Genomic DNA, 16,415 nt, shown 5'->3' on the forward strand with positions numbered 1-16,415 from the left:
ACTGGCATCATTTTCATCAGGCGGGAACCCGAATGATTAGCTCCACATTGCCAGAATCGGCCAGCCGACCAGCAAAAGCATAGAGATGTAGATAACGCCGAAGATAGCACCCAGACGCCAGTAGTCTTTGGACTTCACATAACCGCAGCCGTAAATAATAACGCCAGGGCCAGTTGCATACGGAGTCAGACAGCCCATGATACCGATGGACAGTACCAGCAGGATACACAGGTGTTCCATCGGAACGCCCGGGATGCCTTTACCGACGGCCAGAATAACCGGCAGCATGGTGGCGGTGTGTGCGGAAAGGCTGGCAAACAGGTAGTGAGCAAAATAGAACACCAGCACCAGAACGATCACGGTCGCGTTAGGCGAGAAGCCTTCCAGGTGCGAGCTCATCGTGTTGGCGAACCAGTCGATGAAGCCTGAGCGGGTTAAACCATTCGCCATAACGACCAGCGTGGCGAGGTTAACCAGGGTGTTCCATGCGCTGTTATAACGGGTGATGTCTTTCCACGGGACAACGTGCAGCGCCAGCATCAGCGAGACTGCCAGCAGACCCACAGCGGTCGCATCAATCAGTTTACCGCCAAAGACCCACAGACCCAGGCTGAGCAGAACCAGACCGATCAGGGTCAGCTCTTTACGCGTCAGTTTACCCATGGTTTTCAGTTCATCACCAGCCCACGCGGCAACTTCAGCACTGTGAGTAACTTCTGGCTTGTAAAGAACATAGGACAGCCACGGAGCAACGATCAGCAAAATAATACCAACCGGCAGGAAGCTGAGGAACCATTGCAACCAGCTGATTTGAATACCGGCAATTTTATTGACGAATTCCAGACCCAGCACGTTAGGTGCAGCACCGGTAACGAACATAGAGGAGCTCAGGCTGGTACTGATTACCATCATCCACATCAGATATCCGCCGATACGGCGCGCGGACGGATCGTTCGGGAATGATTTAAACAGCGGCGGCAGGTTTTTGATAACCGGGAATACGGTACCACCGGTACGCGCGGTGTTGGATGGTGTAAACGGCGCCAACAGAATGTCGATGATGACAATCGCGTAGCCCAGCGTCAGGGTGCGCTTACCCATGAATTTTACCAGGAACAGCGCGATACGACGACCCAGACCGGTGACTTCATAGCCCAGCGCGAAGATAAACGCGCCAAACACCAACCACACGGTAGTGCTGGAGAAGCCTGCCAGACCCCATTTCAGCGCTTGCTTACCCGCTTTAAACGCCGGGTCGGCCAGCTCTGAAGCATCAAACAGCAGATAGTTGCTGCCGATGACGCAGATCGTTACGGCGATAAAGCTTATCGCTGTTGCCGGGATTGGCTCCAGGATCATCCCAACAATCATTGCCACGAAAACGGCAAAATAGTGCCAGGCCTGCGGGGGCATTCCATCAGGGACAGGGATAAGAAACATGACGCCCATTACGACCAATGGGGCCAGTAATTTCCATATTTTATCTTTTGCTAAAGACATGTGTGTGATTCTCCGGAAAGGATCTTTAATTGTGATAATGATGAACTTGTGAAATCTGAGCTAAGAACCAGGTGACGATCAGCAGATCGGCGCAGCCTCCTGGGCTGAGGTTGCGTTCAATACACTGTTGGTCGAACTGGCGCAGGTATTCGAGATCGGCAGGGGTGCGAATCCCCCCTTGCTGCAATAGAGCGGTGGCCTGCTGCTGTAGCCAGCGCAGACCTTCTGCGCCGCCACGTGAAGCCACGTTGGTGTCGCCATTGATAGACATCAGCAGCAATAACGTGTCGAGTAGCGCCAGTTCAGGATCGCGGCCCTGAGTCAGCAGTGCGCGGTAGTGCGGCAGGGCATGCTGGATGACTAGCGGGTATCCCGCTTCGGCTTCGCCCCGTGCGCCGGTTAATCCCAGTTGCTGATAAAGACGTTGGCCAGCCGTGAGTTGTTGATTGTTCTGGCGCAGTTCGCGCTCGGTCAGGCCACGGCAAAATGTTGCTGCCGTTGAGCAAAGGGTTTCAGCGGTAACAGTCAGTTGGAGCTGGTGCAGGCGGCCAATGGCGGCACACAGCAGCCCCAGTGAAAAGATGCTCCCTTTATGGGTGTTTACCCCCTCGGTGGCGCGAAACATATCGGCTTCGCAGGCCATGCCCAGTGGGCGCAGTCCTTTCAACACATCTTCAGGCGACAGCTGTGCGCTAAACGCCCCATATTCAATAAAACGCGGCAGCCAGGCCTGAATTGCCTCAGCGCTGCGATGAAAATCTTCCAGCGCCATATCTTTATGTGCGCCGTTGTTAATACGATCCACCAGACCCGGTTTGGGCGACAGGTTGACTTCAGTCAACATGGCCCGCCACGCAAGCGTTGCGTAAGCGTCAGGCAGATCCAGAGGAAGGACTGCGTTATTGGTTGATGTTGCGGGAATCGGCATCATGCAGCAGTGCCTCCATCTGAGAGAGTAAGTCGGAAAGCGCGTGGGTTTTACCTCGCGCGCATTCGGCAGCGCTTTGCTCGCACAGCAGACAGCGGCGGGCAGGGAGTGCGAAATGACGCCGGGACAGAATTTCCCCTTCAGGGGTCAGGACATCGATGTCCCATAACCGTCCCAGCGGATGTGAATGCTCAAGTTCAATCGTGGCGAGCTTGAGAGCGTGGGCCGGGGCCTCAATAGACAAAAGACCTTCCGGACCGCTGGCAGAAACCAGCGCCGTTTGCTCCCTGATAATCCAGGTGGATTTTTCCGCCAGCGCGAGCAGGGCGGTGACGCCGTGATTAAAGATGCGACGGGTTAATGCGCTGTCTTTAATCGGACCCGGTGCGACCACGGTAAACGAGACCAGTGGCGCGTGATGACGCGTCAGCCAGGCATGTTGCCTTGCTTGTCTCTCATCCCGGCTGGCGAGCAGCTCGGGAATCGAAACCGCATGTTGGGTGGCGTGTTCAGGGAGCAGGCGCATGGCTTATTCCTTCACCTGATGCACAACGTCAATCACCGAGCCATCGCGGTAACGCACAACGGCAATCACGCGGTCGGTGAATTCGATAGCGCGTGGCTGACCGGTGAGCTGCTGTGCACGTTCGCGCAGCCATTCAATGGACACCACTTTCATACCGGCTTCTTTCAGACGTTCAGCCAGTTCCGGACGCGCAGGGTTAACGGCGATACCGTGGTCAGTGACCAGGATGTCTACGCTGGAGCCTGGGGTTACGCAGGTCAGGACGTTATCAACCAGCGTCGGGATGCGTCCGCGAACCAGCGGAGCGACAATGATGGAAAGCGCAGCGGCAACCGCAGTATCGCAGTGACCGCCGGATGCGCCGCGCAGTACGCCGTCAGAACCGGTCAGTACGTTAACGTTGAAGCTGGTATCAACTTCCAGCGCACTCAGCACCACGACGTCCAGACGATCGACGGAGGCGCCTTTTGAGCCCCAGTTGGCATACTGGTTGGCACTGATCTCAATGTGGTTTGGATTGCGGGCCAGCGACTCAGCCGCGTTACGGTCAAAGCTCTGTACGTCCAGCAGTTTGCGAATCAGGCCTTTTTCGTGCAGGTCAACGATGGTAGCGGTGATGCCGCCCAGCGCGAAGTCAGCACGGATATCGCGGCTGCGCATCTTGTCTTCCAGGAAACGAGTAACGGCCAGAGAAGCGCCGCCGGTTCCTGTCTGCAGTGAGAAGCCTTCATTGAAGTAACCGGAGTTAGCAATGACGTCTGCCGCGCTACGGGCGATTAACAGTTCACGCGGGTTGGTGGTCATGCGTGTCGCATCAGCACCGATTTTGTCCGCATCGCCGACCTGATCGATCTGTACAATCAGATCCACTTGATCCTGCGTAATGCTGGCCGGGTTATGCGGATAGGTCAGCAGCTGTTCAGTCAGCAGGACAACCTGTTTTGCATTTTCGGCATCGACGCGGGCATAGCCCAGTGAACCACAGCACGCTTTACCGGTATAGCCGTTAGCGTTACCAAACTGGTCACAGGACGGTACGCCGAGGAACGCCACATCAATGCTGAGTTCGCCACTTTGCACCAGGTGTACACGGCCGCCGTGGGAGTGGACCTGCACAGGCTCGGCCAGCAGGCCACGGGAGATCTCTTCCGCCAGCGGGCCACGCAGCCCGGAGGTGTAAATACGGCTGACCACGCCCTGACGGATGTGCTCAACCAGCGGAGCATGGCAGTCGCTCAGGGAGCTGGAAGCCAGCGTCAGATTTTTAAAGCCCATTCTGGCGATGGCGTCCATCACCAGGTTAATCGTCAGATCGCCACCGCGAAAAGCGTGGTGGAAAGAGATGGTCATGCCATCCTGTAAACCTGAACGACGAATGGCGTCTTCCAGGTTAGCGCACAGCTTTTTGTCGCGCGGTTTTTGCGCCTGTAATTCTACTTTTGCGGTGCTCTGATAAGCGGAAAGCTCACTTTCTGCATGACGGCTCCAGGTCGCCACGCGATCCTGGCGTTGAGACTGTTCGATTTTCTGCGTCATTTTTTTGCCTTATTCTTCGCGAATGCCGGAAAGTTCTGCACGGGAGATAACCAGAAGGGCGCGCTCGATAACCGGGCTGTCGACCATTTTGCCGTTCAGGGAAACTACGCCACGGCCTTCGCGAGCGGCGGCTTCAGCGGCTTCCACGACCAGGCGCGCGTGAGCCAGCTCTTTGCGTGTCGGCGCGTACAGGTTGTGCAGGAGCTCGATCTGGCGCGGGTTGATGAGCGACTTACCGTCAAAACCCAGTTGCTTGATGTGTGCGGCTTCATGCAGGAAACCCGCTTCGTTGTTGGCATCGGAATAAACGGTGTCGAACGCCTGAATGCCGGCAGAGCGTGCCGCCTGCAAAATAGAGCAGCGGGCAAACAGCAGTTCAGTCCCTTCCGCAGAGCGCTCAGTGCGCAGGTTACGCACATAATCTTCCGCACCCAGTGCAATACCGATCAGGCGCTCGGAAGCGTGGGCAATTTCTACCGCACGGGTAATGCCTAACGGCGATTCGATGGCGGCTAACAGACCGGTACTGCCTGGCTCACGGCCACAGGCTTTCTCGATACGCAGGATTTCGCTTTCGATGTCGATGACATCCTGCGCGGTATCGGTCTTCGGTAAACGCACGATGTCAGCGCCGCCGCGTACCACGGCTTCGAGATCGTTAATGCCCCATTCGGAGTCGAGGGCGTTTACGCGCACGATAGTTTCAACGTCGTGATACAGCGGATGCTGCAGCGCGTGGTACACCATACGGCGAGCAGTATCTTTCTCGCGCAGCGCGACGGAGTCTTCCAGGTCGAACATCAGCGCATCTGCCGGATAGATGAACGAGTTGCTGACCATGGCGGCATTGGCGCCCGGTACGAACAGCATGCTGCGGCGGGTACGGGTTTTACGTTGCTGCAAAGATTCACTAATCACTGGCAATCCTCCCATGGCAGTGCAGGAATACCGCCAGCGCGGGCCAGTAGTGCTTCCAGTCGCGCACGTAAAATGCAGTCCAGTGCGCCTTTATCATCAACATTTAATTGCACGCCGCGTACGTTGTAGCGGGACAGAACGTCCAGAATGGTGGCCCGGATGGCATCACCGAACTGCTTTTCGACGCTACTGTTAACCTGCAGGTCAATATCCTGCGAATCGAGTGGGGCGATGCGAATCATCACATCACCGGACTCGAGTGTGCCTGCGACGGCTGCCTGGTTTATTTTCATTTTTCACCTGTTGCTAATGCGGGGGTATTTTGGCGGACTGCCGCACCCGATGAGGCCCGCTCAACCATGCTTTGCAGATAGTGCAGCGTGGCGTCAGGGACCAGGGATGCGATAGCCGTGAGATCTTTTTTAACCAGCAGCTTGCGCACCCAGGAGGCAGAAATCGGCATCTCCTGGAAGCACAGCCGCTCAATTTCCACCAGTTCAATCGGTGGGGCGGGAAGCGTTGGGGTCTCCAGCCAGTAGCGCATATCGTTGTTGTACTGGGAGGTGACGGTGCAATACGGCTCGGTACCGACGAAGCGGTGCGTGACGCCGAGAGCCGGGGCCAGATACTGGCGGAAGATTTTCAGGTCTATTTCGGTATAGCAGTGGTTAATAACGCTCTGCTCTTTGATGAAGTAGCACGGGAATGTGGCGCGGGAAATGATGTATTCCGAACCGCGATGAACGGTTAAACGTGGAATGTCTTTTGTCCCTTTAAGCACCAGATCCAGTCGGTCTTCATACGGAAAACGCGAGGTATCTTCTTTCACCAAAAACAGATGCAGCCAGTCACATTGCGCGGCTGCTTGTTGGATCAGAAAACGATGTCCGTTGGTGAAGGGGTTGGCGTTCATGACGATACAGCCAATTTTTTTCCCTTCATGGCGCTGTTTCGCCAGTGATTCAGCGTAGCGTTTCAGACGTGTAGTGCTGTTTTCCATCAGCACCATAATGCCGGGAACGCTGGTCAGCGTAGAAAAACCGCACTGCTTAAACAGCGACTCGTACTCGGTTTTGGTATAGATGAAGAGGTGCGTACAGTGGCGCTCATAGGCGAGGTTGATTAACTCGGTCGCCAGCGTCAGCGCTAAGCCTTCACCCCTTACGGATTCGCAGATGGCGACGCACTTTATGATATTGCCGGCAATGCCGCCGCAGGCAATCAGGCGGTCATCACGGGTGACGGTGATAAATACTTCGACAGTTGTATCAACGCTCAAATCATTCTCTTTCAGAAATTGCGCGATAGCCGCCATCTTTTTATTTTCTGAGCGTTTAACTTGCGTGAATATATTATTACCGAACATAGTGAATAGAGCCCCGATGCTATATTTGTTACTGGGTTTCTGTTTTTGTTGCTCTGTTTAGCAACCTGATAACTTCTTGTTTGCAATTGAAGGGAATGTTTTTTTATTACGGAGTATTTCTTTTTTTCCCTGCTGCATACATCGTAAGGAGTATTTTGGAGGTGATTTTTGATTTATTTCACAATAAGTTAGAAGGTTTTAATGTGTTTTATGGTTTTAAGTTTTTTAATTAATTTAACTCCGAAATAGCGTGTGGTTTTAATTTGTTTAATTGATTTAAGGTGGGGAATCTGCAACGATCCTGTTTTATACCGCGACTTGCAAATAAAACATTTTTATTACAACTACAATGAGAAATAAGTTTCGGGTATCGTCGCTGAGGAAGAAATATGGCAGAGCAGAAAAATAAAACACGGTTTCCTTTTTTTCGCAGTCTGGCGTTTCCATTGCGTATCTTTCTGCTTATTTTGGTCGTTTCTATTTTTATTATCGCCGCGTTAGCACAATACTTTACCGCCAGTTTTGAAGATTATCTGGCAACGCATGTCCGCGATATGGCGATGAACCAGGCCAAAATCATCGCCTCTAACGACAGTATCATCGCGGCGGTGAAGCATCGTGATTACAAGCGTCTGGCGACCATTGCCGACAAACTGCAGAGCGGGACTGACTTCGACTATGTGGTGATCGGGGATACCAACTCTGTCCGCCTTTACCACCCAAATCCGGAAAAAATTGGCTACCCGATGCAGTTCACCAAACCCGGCGCGCTGGAAAGAGGGGAAAGTTACTTTATTACCGGCAAAGGGTCCATTGGGATGGCGATGCGCGCCAAAACGCCAATCTTTGATGACGATGGCAAAATCATTGGCGTGGTCTCAATTGGCTATCTGATCAGTAAAATCGATAGCTGGCGATCGGACTTTTTACTCCCAATGGCAGGGGTGTTTATCCTGCTGTTGCTGGTACTTATGCTGCTCTCTTGGTTATTTGCTGCCCATATTCGCCGACAGATGTTGGGGATGGAACCTAAGCAAATTGCGCGGGTAGTGCGTCAGCAGGAAGCGCTATTCAGCTCGGTATATGAAGGTTTGATCGCCGTGGACCCTGATGGGTATATCACCGCAATAAACCGCAGCGCGAGGAAAATGCTGGGGCTGTCTTCGCCTGGACGAAAGTGGCTTGGAAAACCGGTTAGTGAGGTGGTTCAGCCGACTGACTTTTTCACCCAGCAGATTGCGGAAAAACGACAGGACGCGATGGTGAACTTTAATGGCCTGAGCGTTATCGCTAACCGTGAGGCGATTCGCTCCGGCGATGAACTGCTTGGGGCAATCATCAGTTTTCGTAGTAAAGATGAAATTGCTACTCTTAATGCGCAATTAACGCAGATCAAACAGTATGTAGAGAGCCTGAGAACGCTGCGTCATGAACACCTTAACTGGATGTCGACCATTAATGGCCTGCTGCAAATGAAAGAGTATGACCGGGTGCTGGCAATGGTGCAGGGGGAATCGCAGGCGCAACAGCAACTGATTGACAGCCTGCGCGGCGCGTTTGCCGATCGTCAGGTAGCCGGTCTGTTGTTTGGCAAGGTGCAGCGTGCGCGTGAACTGGGCCTCACTATGACTATCGTTCCTGGCAGTCAACTGCATCAACTCCCCGAGGGGCTGGATAGCACAGAGTTTGCAGCAATTGTTGGCAATCTGCTTGATAATGCATTTGAAGCGAGCTTGCGCACCCAGCAAGGCAACAAGATCGTCGAACTCTATTTGAGCGATGAAGGGGATGACGTGATCATCGAAGTTGCCGATCAGGGATGCGGTGTACCGGAAGCATTGCGTGAAAAAATATTTGAACAGGGTGTGAGCACCCGTACCGATGAACCAGGTGAACATGGCATCGGTTTGTATCTGATTGCAAGTTATGTGAGGCGCTGTAACGGGGTGATTACACTCGAAGATAACTCCCCCTGCGGCACCTTATTTTCTTTATTTCTTCCGAAAGTGAAAAAAAATAATGACGGAACCATTAACGCTATTGATCGTTGAGGATGAAACGCTACTGGCGGAAATGCATGCTGAATATATCCGCCATATACCCGGCTTCAGCCAGATTTGGCTGGCGGGTAATCTTGCGCAAGCGAGGATGATGATTGAGCGTTTTAAGCCCGGTTTGATTCTGCTCGATAACTACTTGCCGGACGGCAAGGGAATTACGTTGTTGCATGAGCTAACCCAGACGCGTTATCCGGGGGGCGTGGTGTTTACCACGGCGGCCAGCGACATGGAAACGGTCTCCGAGGCCGTGCGCAGCGGCGCGTTTGATTATCTGGTCAAACCCATTGCCTACGAGCGCCTGGGACAGACGCTGACGCGTTATCAACAGCGCAGACGCATGTTGGCCGGTAATGACAGCGCCAGTCAAAAGCAGATTGATGAAATGTTTAATGCTTATGCGCGCGGCGAACCGAAAGGCGATTTGCCGACCGGAATTGATGCGTTAACGCTGAATGCGGTGTTGAAATTATTTGCCGATCCGACGGTACATCATACTGCGGAAACGATCGCCCAGGCACTCACTATCAGCCGTACCACCTCCAGGCGCTACCTGGAGTACTGTGCCAGCCGTCATTTGATTATTGCGGAGATTATTCACGGTAAGGTGGGGAGGCCGCAGCGTATTTATCACGGCGGCTAATTCACGTCATCCTTGAAGCTGCCTCTTTGTGGGCGGCGTGAAGAAACCCCAGTCACATAATTATCTATGGTACTGGGGATGTCTTCACTTGCCGCCTTGATGCAGCTTAAATGATTTTGCGTATCAAGGTCAGATGCTGACAGTTATCGTTAACCGCCAATCAGGGCGGACGTCGCCGGCACCATCACTTCAGTTGCGATAATCACAACCAGCAGTCCAACCAGTACCGGAACCGAGGTACGTTTCACTACTTCGAACGGAGAGATCTTTGCCATCCCTGCGACAGCGACAACCACACCGGAGACCGGAGAGATTGTGCGTCCAAGGTTTGATGCCTGCAGCATCGGGATAGCAAGGTAAGCCGGGTTAATGCCAGAAGAGTGCGCCAGTTTCGGGATCATCTCAACGAAGGCATAGAACGGTGCGTTACCGGACCCCGTGGTCATTGCCGCCAGCATAGTCAGGATCACCAGTACCAGCATCAGAATAATGCTCGCGGAGCCAAACGAGGTGGCGATAGAAATCAGACTCTGAATAAAGCCGATTGTGCTCAGACCCTGGGCAAAAACGCCCGCCGCGACTAACAGCATCACCACGTTAGCAAAGGCATCCGCCATACCACGGTAGGCGACTTCCAGACCCGAGAAAACCTTCTGGGTGTTGAATCCTCGTACGAACTCCAGTACAGCAGCGATGAGCATGCACAGCACCAGAATCGTAATGATATGCAGCTGTGGGCCCCATTTTCCATCGAAAATCAGGACGCCAACGATCGGGGTAAATGGCAAGATGGCGTAAAACGACGGGGCGGTAGTGGTAATTTCAGCCACATCTAACATTTCATGAGAAATGTTCTCTTTTTTATCCAGATAACGCTGCCAGAAAAAGTGGGCAATCGCCATAGCAATGATGGCGGCAATGGAAATTGGCAGCGTGGTTTTAAACGCGAAATCGATCAGCGGCATTTCCGCGGCTTTTGCAGCCAGCACTACATCACCGGATGTTGGCGAAAGAATAATAGCGGCTGGGGAGGCGCAAATGGCCGCTGCGGCGCCACGGCTAATCCCAACGTTAACCATGACCGGGAACAATGTCGCCATCAGCAATACGCCCAGACCGGTTGCTGAAGAGACCGCCAGGGACATCAGGCAGGCGACAAAATAGGCGGCAATCATAAGCAGATAAGGTGAATTGATATACTGCAGCGGCTTAGAGGCCAGCTTAACCACCATATCATTCGCGCCAATATGCGTCATGTAGGCGGCAAAACCACACAGCATCATAATCATCATGCCGAGATCGCCGCCACGGCTCATCAGCAAAATTTTAATATATTCAACAATGTCTGTTGCCGTATAGCCCGTTGTTGCTGCGCTAGACGGCAAAACTTTATGGCCCATCAACGCACTGATAATCAGCAAAACCAGACCGCCGACAAACAGTACGCCTGTCGCGGAATAACCTTTAATGATGTAGCGCGCTACACCCACAATAACCACAACCCCAATAAGGAGTTCAATAAATGTCAACATTGTTTCCCCTGTCGCATTGCTGCCCAGAAAGTTAAAAAACTAAAAAAAGTAAAAAGTGGTGACAGAATGTGCCTAATAAACCGATAACTCTTGCTGATTGAAATCAATAAAAATACGGATTCAAGCGATGGCTAAGCCGTTTTTTCAGCATCGCGATTAAAAAAAGAATATCACAATAAAAAACTGTGAAGCGCAGCGTTGGTGTGTGTGTTTTGTGGTGGTATTGATGCTTTATTGTTAATTTATTGTGATGTTATTTAACTCTCGCCGCAGGAAAGCACAATTTATTGGCAATAAAGAGAAAATAGTTCCTATGAAATGGCTCAGTAAATAAAGGGGTAGGTTATAGGCTGAGGAATATTCTGATTTTTTATTTGCGCATTTTTGTTAAGCTGACATTAAGGTTGGGTTTGCTAAAATTAATAATAAATCCCAGGATGGTAATTAAGTTGTGATTTTCGCTAAACGATATTTTCTCATTTTTTCATTTGTTTTTATTCAGTTAGCTTTCACTTCCCAGGCTGCTGCTGAAGATAAAGGCTGGTTTGCTACTTTTAAAGATAATGTCAGTGAAACCTGGCAGCAGCCGGAACATTATGATCTGTATGTACCTGCTATTACCTGGCATGCGCGTTTTGCCTACGATAAAGAAAAAACGGATCGCTACAATGAACGGCCGTGGGGTGCAGGATTTGGTCAATCCCGTTGGGATGATAAAGGTAACTGGCACGGACTTTATATCATGGCGTTTAAGGATTCCTACAATAAATGGGAACCCATTGGCGGCTATGGCTGGGAAAAAACCTGGCGACCGCTGGCTGATGAAAACTTCCATACAGGTCTCGGCTTTACCGCCGGTTTCACCGCGCGTGATAACTGGAACTACATTCCGGTACCGGTGCTGTTACCGCTGGCATCAATTGGTTATGGTCCGGCAACGTTTCAGATGACCTACATTCCTGGAACGTATAACAACGGCAACGTCTACTTTGCGTGGATGCGGTTCCAGTTTTGATGGACTACCTGTATTGTCAGGTGGTTTATTGGAAAGCCTTTTAAAAACATAGTGATAGGAAGTTTAACTGAAAAATAACGCGACATTTATCACTTTTTGATAAAGTTCGACTGGACAAAGTGCACCACAATTGTTGTACTGATACCCGACACAGCATTTGTGTCTATTTTTCATGTAAAGGTAATTTTGATGTCTAAGATTAAAGGTAACGTTAAGTGGTTTAATGAGTCCAAAGGATTCGGTTTCATTACTCCGGAAGATGGCAGCAAAGATGTGTTCGTACACTTCTCTGCAATCCAGACCAATGGTTTTAAAACTCTGGCTGAAGGTCAGCGTGTAGAGTTCGAAATCACTAACGGTGCCAAAGGCCCTTCTGCTGCAAACGTAATCGCTCTGTAAGCATACGACAGCAAGCATTCAAAACCCGCTTAATTGCGGGTTTTTTTCGCTTCAATGTGCGGGAGAGGCAGATACCAACCAGAATGCCAGGGCGGTCATCGCGAATGATCCCAACAGATTAACCAGTACATTCACCATAGCCCAACCAAAGCGTCCTTCCTGCAGTAAAAACACTACCTCAGCAGAGAAAGTGGAAAACGTTGTCAGTCCCCCGCAAAAGCCAGTAGTAATCAGCACCTTCCACATTGGGTCAATATTTGTCATGCGATTAAACCATGCCAGACCCATACCAATGATAAATGCGCCAAGTAAGTTTGCAGCCAGCGTACCGAATGGAATGGCCTGATGCAGCGGGTTAAACCGCATACTCAACATCCATCTTGCTACGCTACCTGTGCCACCACCGATAAAAACCGCTAAAAGGAGTTGTAACACTGCGTAATCCTGCTATTTGATTGTATAGAGGGTGAGTGTAACGCTGAATAATTGTTGTTGGCGAGCTTAACAAAGTTTTCTGGAGGGAATATGTTCGTTGCAGCAGGGCAATTTGCCGTGGGACCTTCATGGGAAAAAAATGCAGAAACCTGCGCCTTACTGATGTCTCAGGCTGCTGGAGAGGGGGCGTCGCTACTGGTATTACCGGAGGCATTGTTGGCGCGTGACGATTTAGACCCTGACCTGTCAGTGAAATCAGCTCAGCTTTTGGAAGGCGGGTTTCTGACGCATTTGTTGCGAGAAAGCGCACAAAATGAGATGACGACAATCCTGACGATTCATGTTCCCTCTGTGCCAGGCCGGGCATTTAACATGCTGGTGGCGCTACGGGCTGGTCGGGTAGTGGCCCATTACGCTAAATTACATCTCTATGATGCCTTTTCGATTCAGGAGTCACGTAATGTCGATGCAGGGGACGCCATAGCACCGCTGCTGGACGTAGGCGGATTAAAAGTAGGGCTAATGACCTGCTATGACCTGCGCTTCCCTGAGCTGGCGCTGGCGCACGCGTTGCAGGGGGCTGAGATTCTCGTTTTACCTGCGGCTTGGGTGCGGGGATCGTTAAAAGAGCATCATTGGGCCACGCTTTTGGCGGCAAGAGCGCTGGATGCCACGTGTTATCTGGTTGCGGCTGGAGAATGCGGTAACAAGAATATCGGCCAAAGCCGGGTCATCGATCCCTTTGGCGTGACTATTGCGGCGGCGGCTGAAACGCCCGCTCTCATTATGGCCGAGGTTTCCGCCGAGCGGGTGAGGCAGGTCAGGGCACAACTTCCGGTGTTAAGTAACCGACGCTTTGCGCCACCGCAATTATTATGACGTTTTTTTAAACAAGGCTTGATTCACCTTGTTACAGATTGCTATTGTGTGCGCGCGTCGAAAGGCCGTTAATATTCTCAGGTTAATATGGCGCTTTATGTAGCCTGGTTTAAGTCAAGAAGGTATCTATGGGTGAGATTAGTATTACCAAACTGCTGGTGGTTGCCGCACTGGTTGTTCTGCTGTTTGGTACCAAGAAGTTACGTACTCTGGGTGGAGACCTGGGGACGGCAATCAAGGGCTTCAAGAAAGCAATGAACGACGATAATGCCGATGCCAAGAAAGAGGCTGATGGTAGCGTTCAGGCTGAGAAGCTTTCTCATAAAGAGTAATACTGCAAACTCTGCATGAAAAAAAACCGGCGATTTGCCGGTTTTTTATTGCTGATATGTAAGTGAGTATTACACGATTACTTCACTTCCAGCCCTTTGGCCTGCATGTCAGCATGGTATGAAGAGCGCACGAATGGACCGCAAGCAGCGTGGGTAAAGCCCATAGCCATGGCTTCTGCTTTCATCTCATCGAACTCATCCGGGCTTACATAGCGTTGAACCGGGAGGTGATGGCGGCTTGGCTGTAAATACTGCCCCAGCGTCAGCATGGTCACGCCATGGCTACGCAGGTCGCGCATGACCTCAATGATTTCAGCATTGGTTTCACCCAGACCCACCATCAGACCCGATTTGGTCGGAATCTCCGGGTGCGCTTCCTTGAAGCGTTCCAGAAGCTTCAGCGACCAGTTGTAGTCAGCCCCAGGGCGTACATTACGATAAATACGCGGTACGTTTTCGAGGTTGTGGTTAAACACGTCCGGCGGCGTGGCTGTGAGGATATCCAGCGCGCGATCCATACGGCCACGGAAGTCAGGCACCAGCGTTTCGATTTTAATCGACGGGCTTTTCTCACGAATCGCGGTGATGCAGTCAGCAAAGTGCTGAGCGCCGCCGTCACGCAGATCGTCGCGGTCAACGGAGGTAATCACGACATAGCGGAGCGCCATATCCGCAATCGTCTGAGCCAGTTTTAACGGCTCGTTGGCGTCAGGAGCAACCGGACGGCCATGGGCAACGTCACAGAATGGGCAACGGCGAGTACAGATTGCGCCGAGGATCATAAAGGTTGCTGTTCCGTGATTGAAACATTCAGCCAGGTTAGGGCAGGAAGCTTCTTCGCAGACAGAGTGCAGGCCATTTTTGCGCATTGCCGCTTTGATGCCCTGGATGCGAGTGGAGTCAGCTGGCAGTTTTATTTTCATCCATTCCGGTTTACGCAGCAGGGCTTCACGCTCTGTTGCCACATTTTTTACCGGGATAAGAGCCATCTTATCGGCATCGCGGTATTTAACACCGCGTTCCATCACAATGGGTTTACTCATAGCTTGCGTGTTCCAGTTGCGAATTACGAAGGAAAGCGTTTCAATTCAAGGGAATGTTGCATTTATCAACTATTTTTGAATTAGTGATACGCAGTATATCATTGAAACGGGCCAGAAAGCAGCCTGACAGGCTGGCAAAATGTAAAATAGTTGTTGTTTTGTGCCATTTGCCACAACATATGCCGTGGCAAAGTATGACCGTATTTTCAGTCCGCAATGTACTCGTGCGGTGGGTTACCCAACAGCGCGAAGATGTTGGCCAGCAGGCGGGGGCGAATGCTCTCGGTCGTGGCTGTGCTATCCCACTGCGATACTTTCGCCATCTCCATTCCGGCATAACCGCAAGGATTGATACGCAGGAAAGGCGACAAGTCCATATCCACGTTGAGCGCTAAGCCGTGAAATGAACATCCTTTACGGATACGTAATCCCAAAGAACAGATTTTCTTCTCACCCACATATACGCCAGGCGCATCGGCTCGCGGGTGGGCGTCAATGCCGATTTCCGCAAGGGTATTCACGACGGTTTGCTCCAGCAGCGTAACCAGTTCGCGCACGCCAAGTTTACGACGCTTCAGGTTCAACAGCACATACATAACCTGTTGGCCTGGCCCGTGGTAGGTCACCTGACCGCCACGATCGCTCTGGATCACCGGAATATCTCCCGGCATCAATACGTGCTCAGCTTTACCTGCCTGACCCTGGGTGAAGACAGGATAATGCTCTACCAGCCAGATTTCATCATGACTGTTTTCATCACGGGTATCGGTAAATTCATGCATGGCCAGAGAGACTGGCTCGTAAGGTTGAAGACCGAGCTGGCGGACCAGAATTTTATCCTGATACAAAACGGCATCTCCGTAGAGAATGTTAAAGAGGGGAAAAGTATATCACAGGGGGGAGGGGTTACCCGAGCGGGGATGCAGCGGGTAACCGACAGGTTTTTACAGCACCATGCGTACGATATCGATATTGCCTAATTCTTCGTACAGCGTTTCAACCTGCTCAATGTGTGTAGCAGTGATGGTGATTGAGACCGAGTGGTAGTTGCCTTTGCTGCTCGGTTTTACCGTCGGAGAGTAATCACCTGGCGCATGGCGCTGTACCACTTCAACCACCTGATCAACCAGCTCAGGCAACGCCTGCCCCATTACTTTGTAAGTAAATGGAGTAGGGAATTCAAGCAGTTCGTTAAGTTTGGTTTTCATGTCAGCTCCGGCGTTACATCAAAAAATAATAACTCCCACTGCGCGTGGGAGTTATCTGGATACCTAGTATATGGGGACGTAAATCACACTTTCAAGTG

General features: G+C 51.5%; 18 protein-coding genes. 6 read left to right on the forward strand and 12 right to left on the reverse strand.

All coding sequences use genetic code 11. The annotated features are described in order from the left end of the window. Positions 1-36 precede the first annotated feature (36 nt). The 7 genes from citT to citC are packed head-to-tail and all read right to left on the reverse strand — an operon-like array spanning position 37 to position 6,774. The gene (citT, locus tag BZK42_RS08350) at positions 37-1,500 is read right to left on the reverse strand and encodes a citrate/succinate antiporter CitT (protein WP_016152219.1); all 1,464 of its coding nucleotides are present in this window, start codon (positions 1,498-1,500) and stop codon (positions 37-39) included. A 25-nt stretch (positions 1,501-1,525) separates the two neighbouring features. Next, complete coding sequence (gene citG, locus BZK42_RS08355) at positions 1,526-2,431, reverse strand: triphosphoribosyl-dephospho-CoA synthase CitG (protein WP_047359502.1); 906 nt, start codon at positions 2,429-2,431, stop codon at positions 1,526-1,528. After that, positions 2,400-2,954 (reverse strand): citrate lyase holo-[acyl-carrier protein] synthase, encoded by a 555-nt coding sequence (citX, locus tag BZK42_RS08360; RefSeq protein ID WP_053388579.1) that lies wholly within the window; start codon positions 2,952-2,954, stop codon positions 2,400-2,402. Before citX ends, citG begins: the two co-directional genes overlap by 32 nt. 3 nt (positions 2,955-2,957) lie before the next feature. Continuing rightward, positions 2,958-4,490, reverse strand: coding sequence for a citrate lyase subunit alpha (gene citF / locus BZK42_RS08365; RefSeq protein ID WP_016152222.1), 1,533 nt, complete (start codon positions 4,488-4,490; stop codon positions 2,958-2,960). A gap of 9 nt (positions 4,491-4,499) precedes the next feature. Beyond that, on the reverse strand, positions 4,500-5,408 hold the full coding sequence (locus tag BZK42_RS08370) for an aldolase/citrate lyase family protein (protein WP_019076252.1): 909 nt from the start codon (positions 5,406-5,408) through the stop codon (positions 4,500-4,502). Next, positions 5,405-5,701 carry a citrate lyase acyl carrier protein gene (citD, locus tag BZK42_RS08375; RefSeq protein WP_003831276.1) on the reverse strand — a complete coding sequence of 99 codons (297 nt, stop codon included), beginning with the start codon at positions 5,699-5,701 and terminating at the stop codon, positions 5,405-5,407. The genes BZK42_RS08370 and citD overlap by 4 nt, the downstream gene beginning before the upstream one ends. Then, positions 5,698-6,774 carry a [citrate (pro-3S)-lyase] ligase gene (gene citC, locus BZK42_RS08380; RefSeq protein WP_016152224.1) on the reverse strand — a complete coding sequence of 359 codons (1,077 nt, stop codon included), beginning with the start codon at positions 6,772-6,774 and terminating at the stop codon, positions 5,698-5,700. The genes citD and citC overlap by 4 nt, the downstream gene beginning before the upstream one ends. 389 nt (positions 6,775-7,163) lie before the next feature. Between citC and dpiB the strand changes: the two genes are divergently transcribed. Further along, on the forward strand, positions 7,164-8,825 hold the full coding sequence (dpiB, locus tag BZK42_RS08385; protein WP_080858994.1) for a sensor histidine kinase DpiB: 1,662 nt from the start codon (positions 7,164-7,166) through the stop codon (positions 8,823-8,825). Then, the gene (gene dpiA / locus BZK42_RS08390) at positions 8,794-9,474 is read left to right on the forward strand and encodes a two-component response regulator DpiA (protein ID WP_016152226.1); all 681 of its coding nucleotides are present in this window, start codon (positions 8,794-8,796) and stop codon (positions 9,472-9,474) included. The genes dpiB and dpiA overlap by 32 nt, the downstream gene beginning before the upstream one ends. Before the next feature lie 149 nt (positions 9,475-9,623). Here the strand turns inward: dpiA and dcuC are convergent, their stop codons facing one another. Further along, entirely contained in the window at positions 9,624-11,006 is a 1,383-nt protein-coding gene (dcuC, locus tag BZK42_RS08395) for an anaerobic C4-dicarboxylate transporter DcuC (RefSeq protein WP_016152227.1), read from the reverse strand. A 451-nt stretch (positions 11,007-11,457) separates the two neighbouring features. On the opposite strand from dcuC, the gene pagP reads away from it, so the two are divergent. Both pagP and cspE read left to right on the forward strand, forming a co-directional pair. Then, positions 11,458-12,021: a lipid IV(A) palmitoyltransferase PagP gene (pagP, locus tag BZK42_RS08400; protein WP_080858995.1), complete on the forward strand. Its 564-nt coding sequence runs from the start codon at positions 11,458-11,460 to the stop codon at positions 12,019-12,021. A gap of 189 nt (positions 12,022-12,210) precedes the next feature. Next, positions 12,211-12,420, forward strand: a complete 210-nt coding sequence (cspE, locus tag BZK42_RS08405) for a transcription antiterminator/RNA stability regulator CspE (RefSeq protein WP_000034825.1) — start codon at positions 12,211-12,213, stop codon at positions 12,418-12,420. A gap of 51 nt (positions 12,421-12,471) precedes the next feature. Here cspE and crcB read toward each other — a convergent pair whose 3' ends face one another. Beyond that, a complete protein-coding gene (gene crcB, locus BZK42_RS08410; RefSeq protein WP_003831281.1) occupies positions 12,472-12,855 on the reverse strand; it encodes a fluoride efflux transporter CrcB in 384 nt (127 codons plus the stop codon). Positions 12,856-12,945: 90 nt separating this feature from the next. Between crcB and BZK42_RS08415 the strand changes: the two genes are divergently transcribed. Next, positions 12,946-13,734 carry a deaminated glutathione amidase gene (locus BZK42_RS08415; protein ID WP_016155964.1) on the forward strand — a complete coding sequence of 263 codons (789 nt, stop codon included), beginning with the start codon at positions 12,946-12,948 and terminating at the stop codon, positions 13,732-13,734. A gap of 128 nt (positions 13,735-13,862) precedes the next feature. Further along, positions 13,863-14,066: a twin-arginine translocase subunit TatE gene (gene tatE, locus BZK42_RS08420; protein ID WP_016152230.1), complete on the forward strand. Its 204-nt coding sequence runs from the start codon at positions 13,863-13,865 to the stop codon at positions 14,064-14,066. Positions 14,067-14,143: 77 nt separating this feature from the next. Here tatE and lipA read toward each other — a convergent pair whose 3' ends face one another. The 3 genes from lipA to ybeD form a co-directional block, all read right to left on the reverse strand. Beyond that, the gene (gene lipA / locus BZK42_RS08425; RefSeq protein WP_003022702.1) at positions 14,144-15,109 is read right to left on the reverse strand and encodes a lipoyl synthase; all 966 of its coding nucleotides are present in this window, start codon (positions 15,107-15,109) and stop codon (positions 14,144-14,146) included. Positions 15,110-15,315: 206 nt separating this feature from the next. Continuing rightward, positions 15,316-15,957 (reverse strand): lipoyl(octanoyl) transferase LipB, encoded by a 642-nt coding sequence (gene lipB, locus BZK42_RS08430; protein ID WP_016152231.1) that lies wholly within the window; start codon positions 15,955-15,957, stop codon positions 15,316-15,318. Positions 15,958-16,053: 96 nt separating this feature from the next. Then, entirely contained in the window at positions 16,054-16,317 is a 264-nt protein-coding gene (gene ybeD, locus BZK42_RS08435; RefSeq protein ID WP_003022706.1) for a DUF493 family protein YbeD, read from the reverse strand. Between the last annotated feature and the right edge of the window lie 98 nt (positions 16,318-16,415).

The organism is Citrobacter braakii, from assembly GCF_002075345.1.
In the GTDB taxonomy this organism is placed as follows: Bacteria; Pseudomonadota; Gammaproteobacteria; order Enterobacterales; family Enterobacteriaceae; genus Citrobacter; species Citrobacter braakii.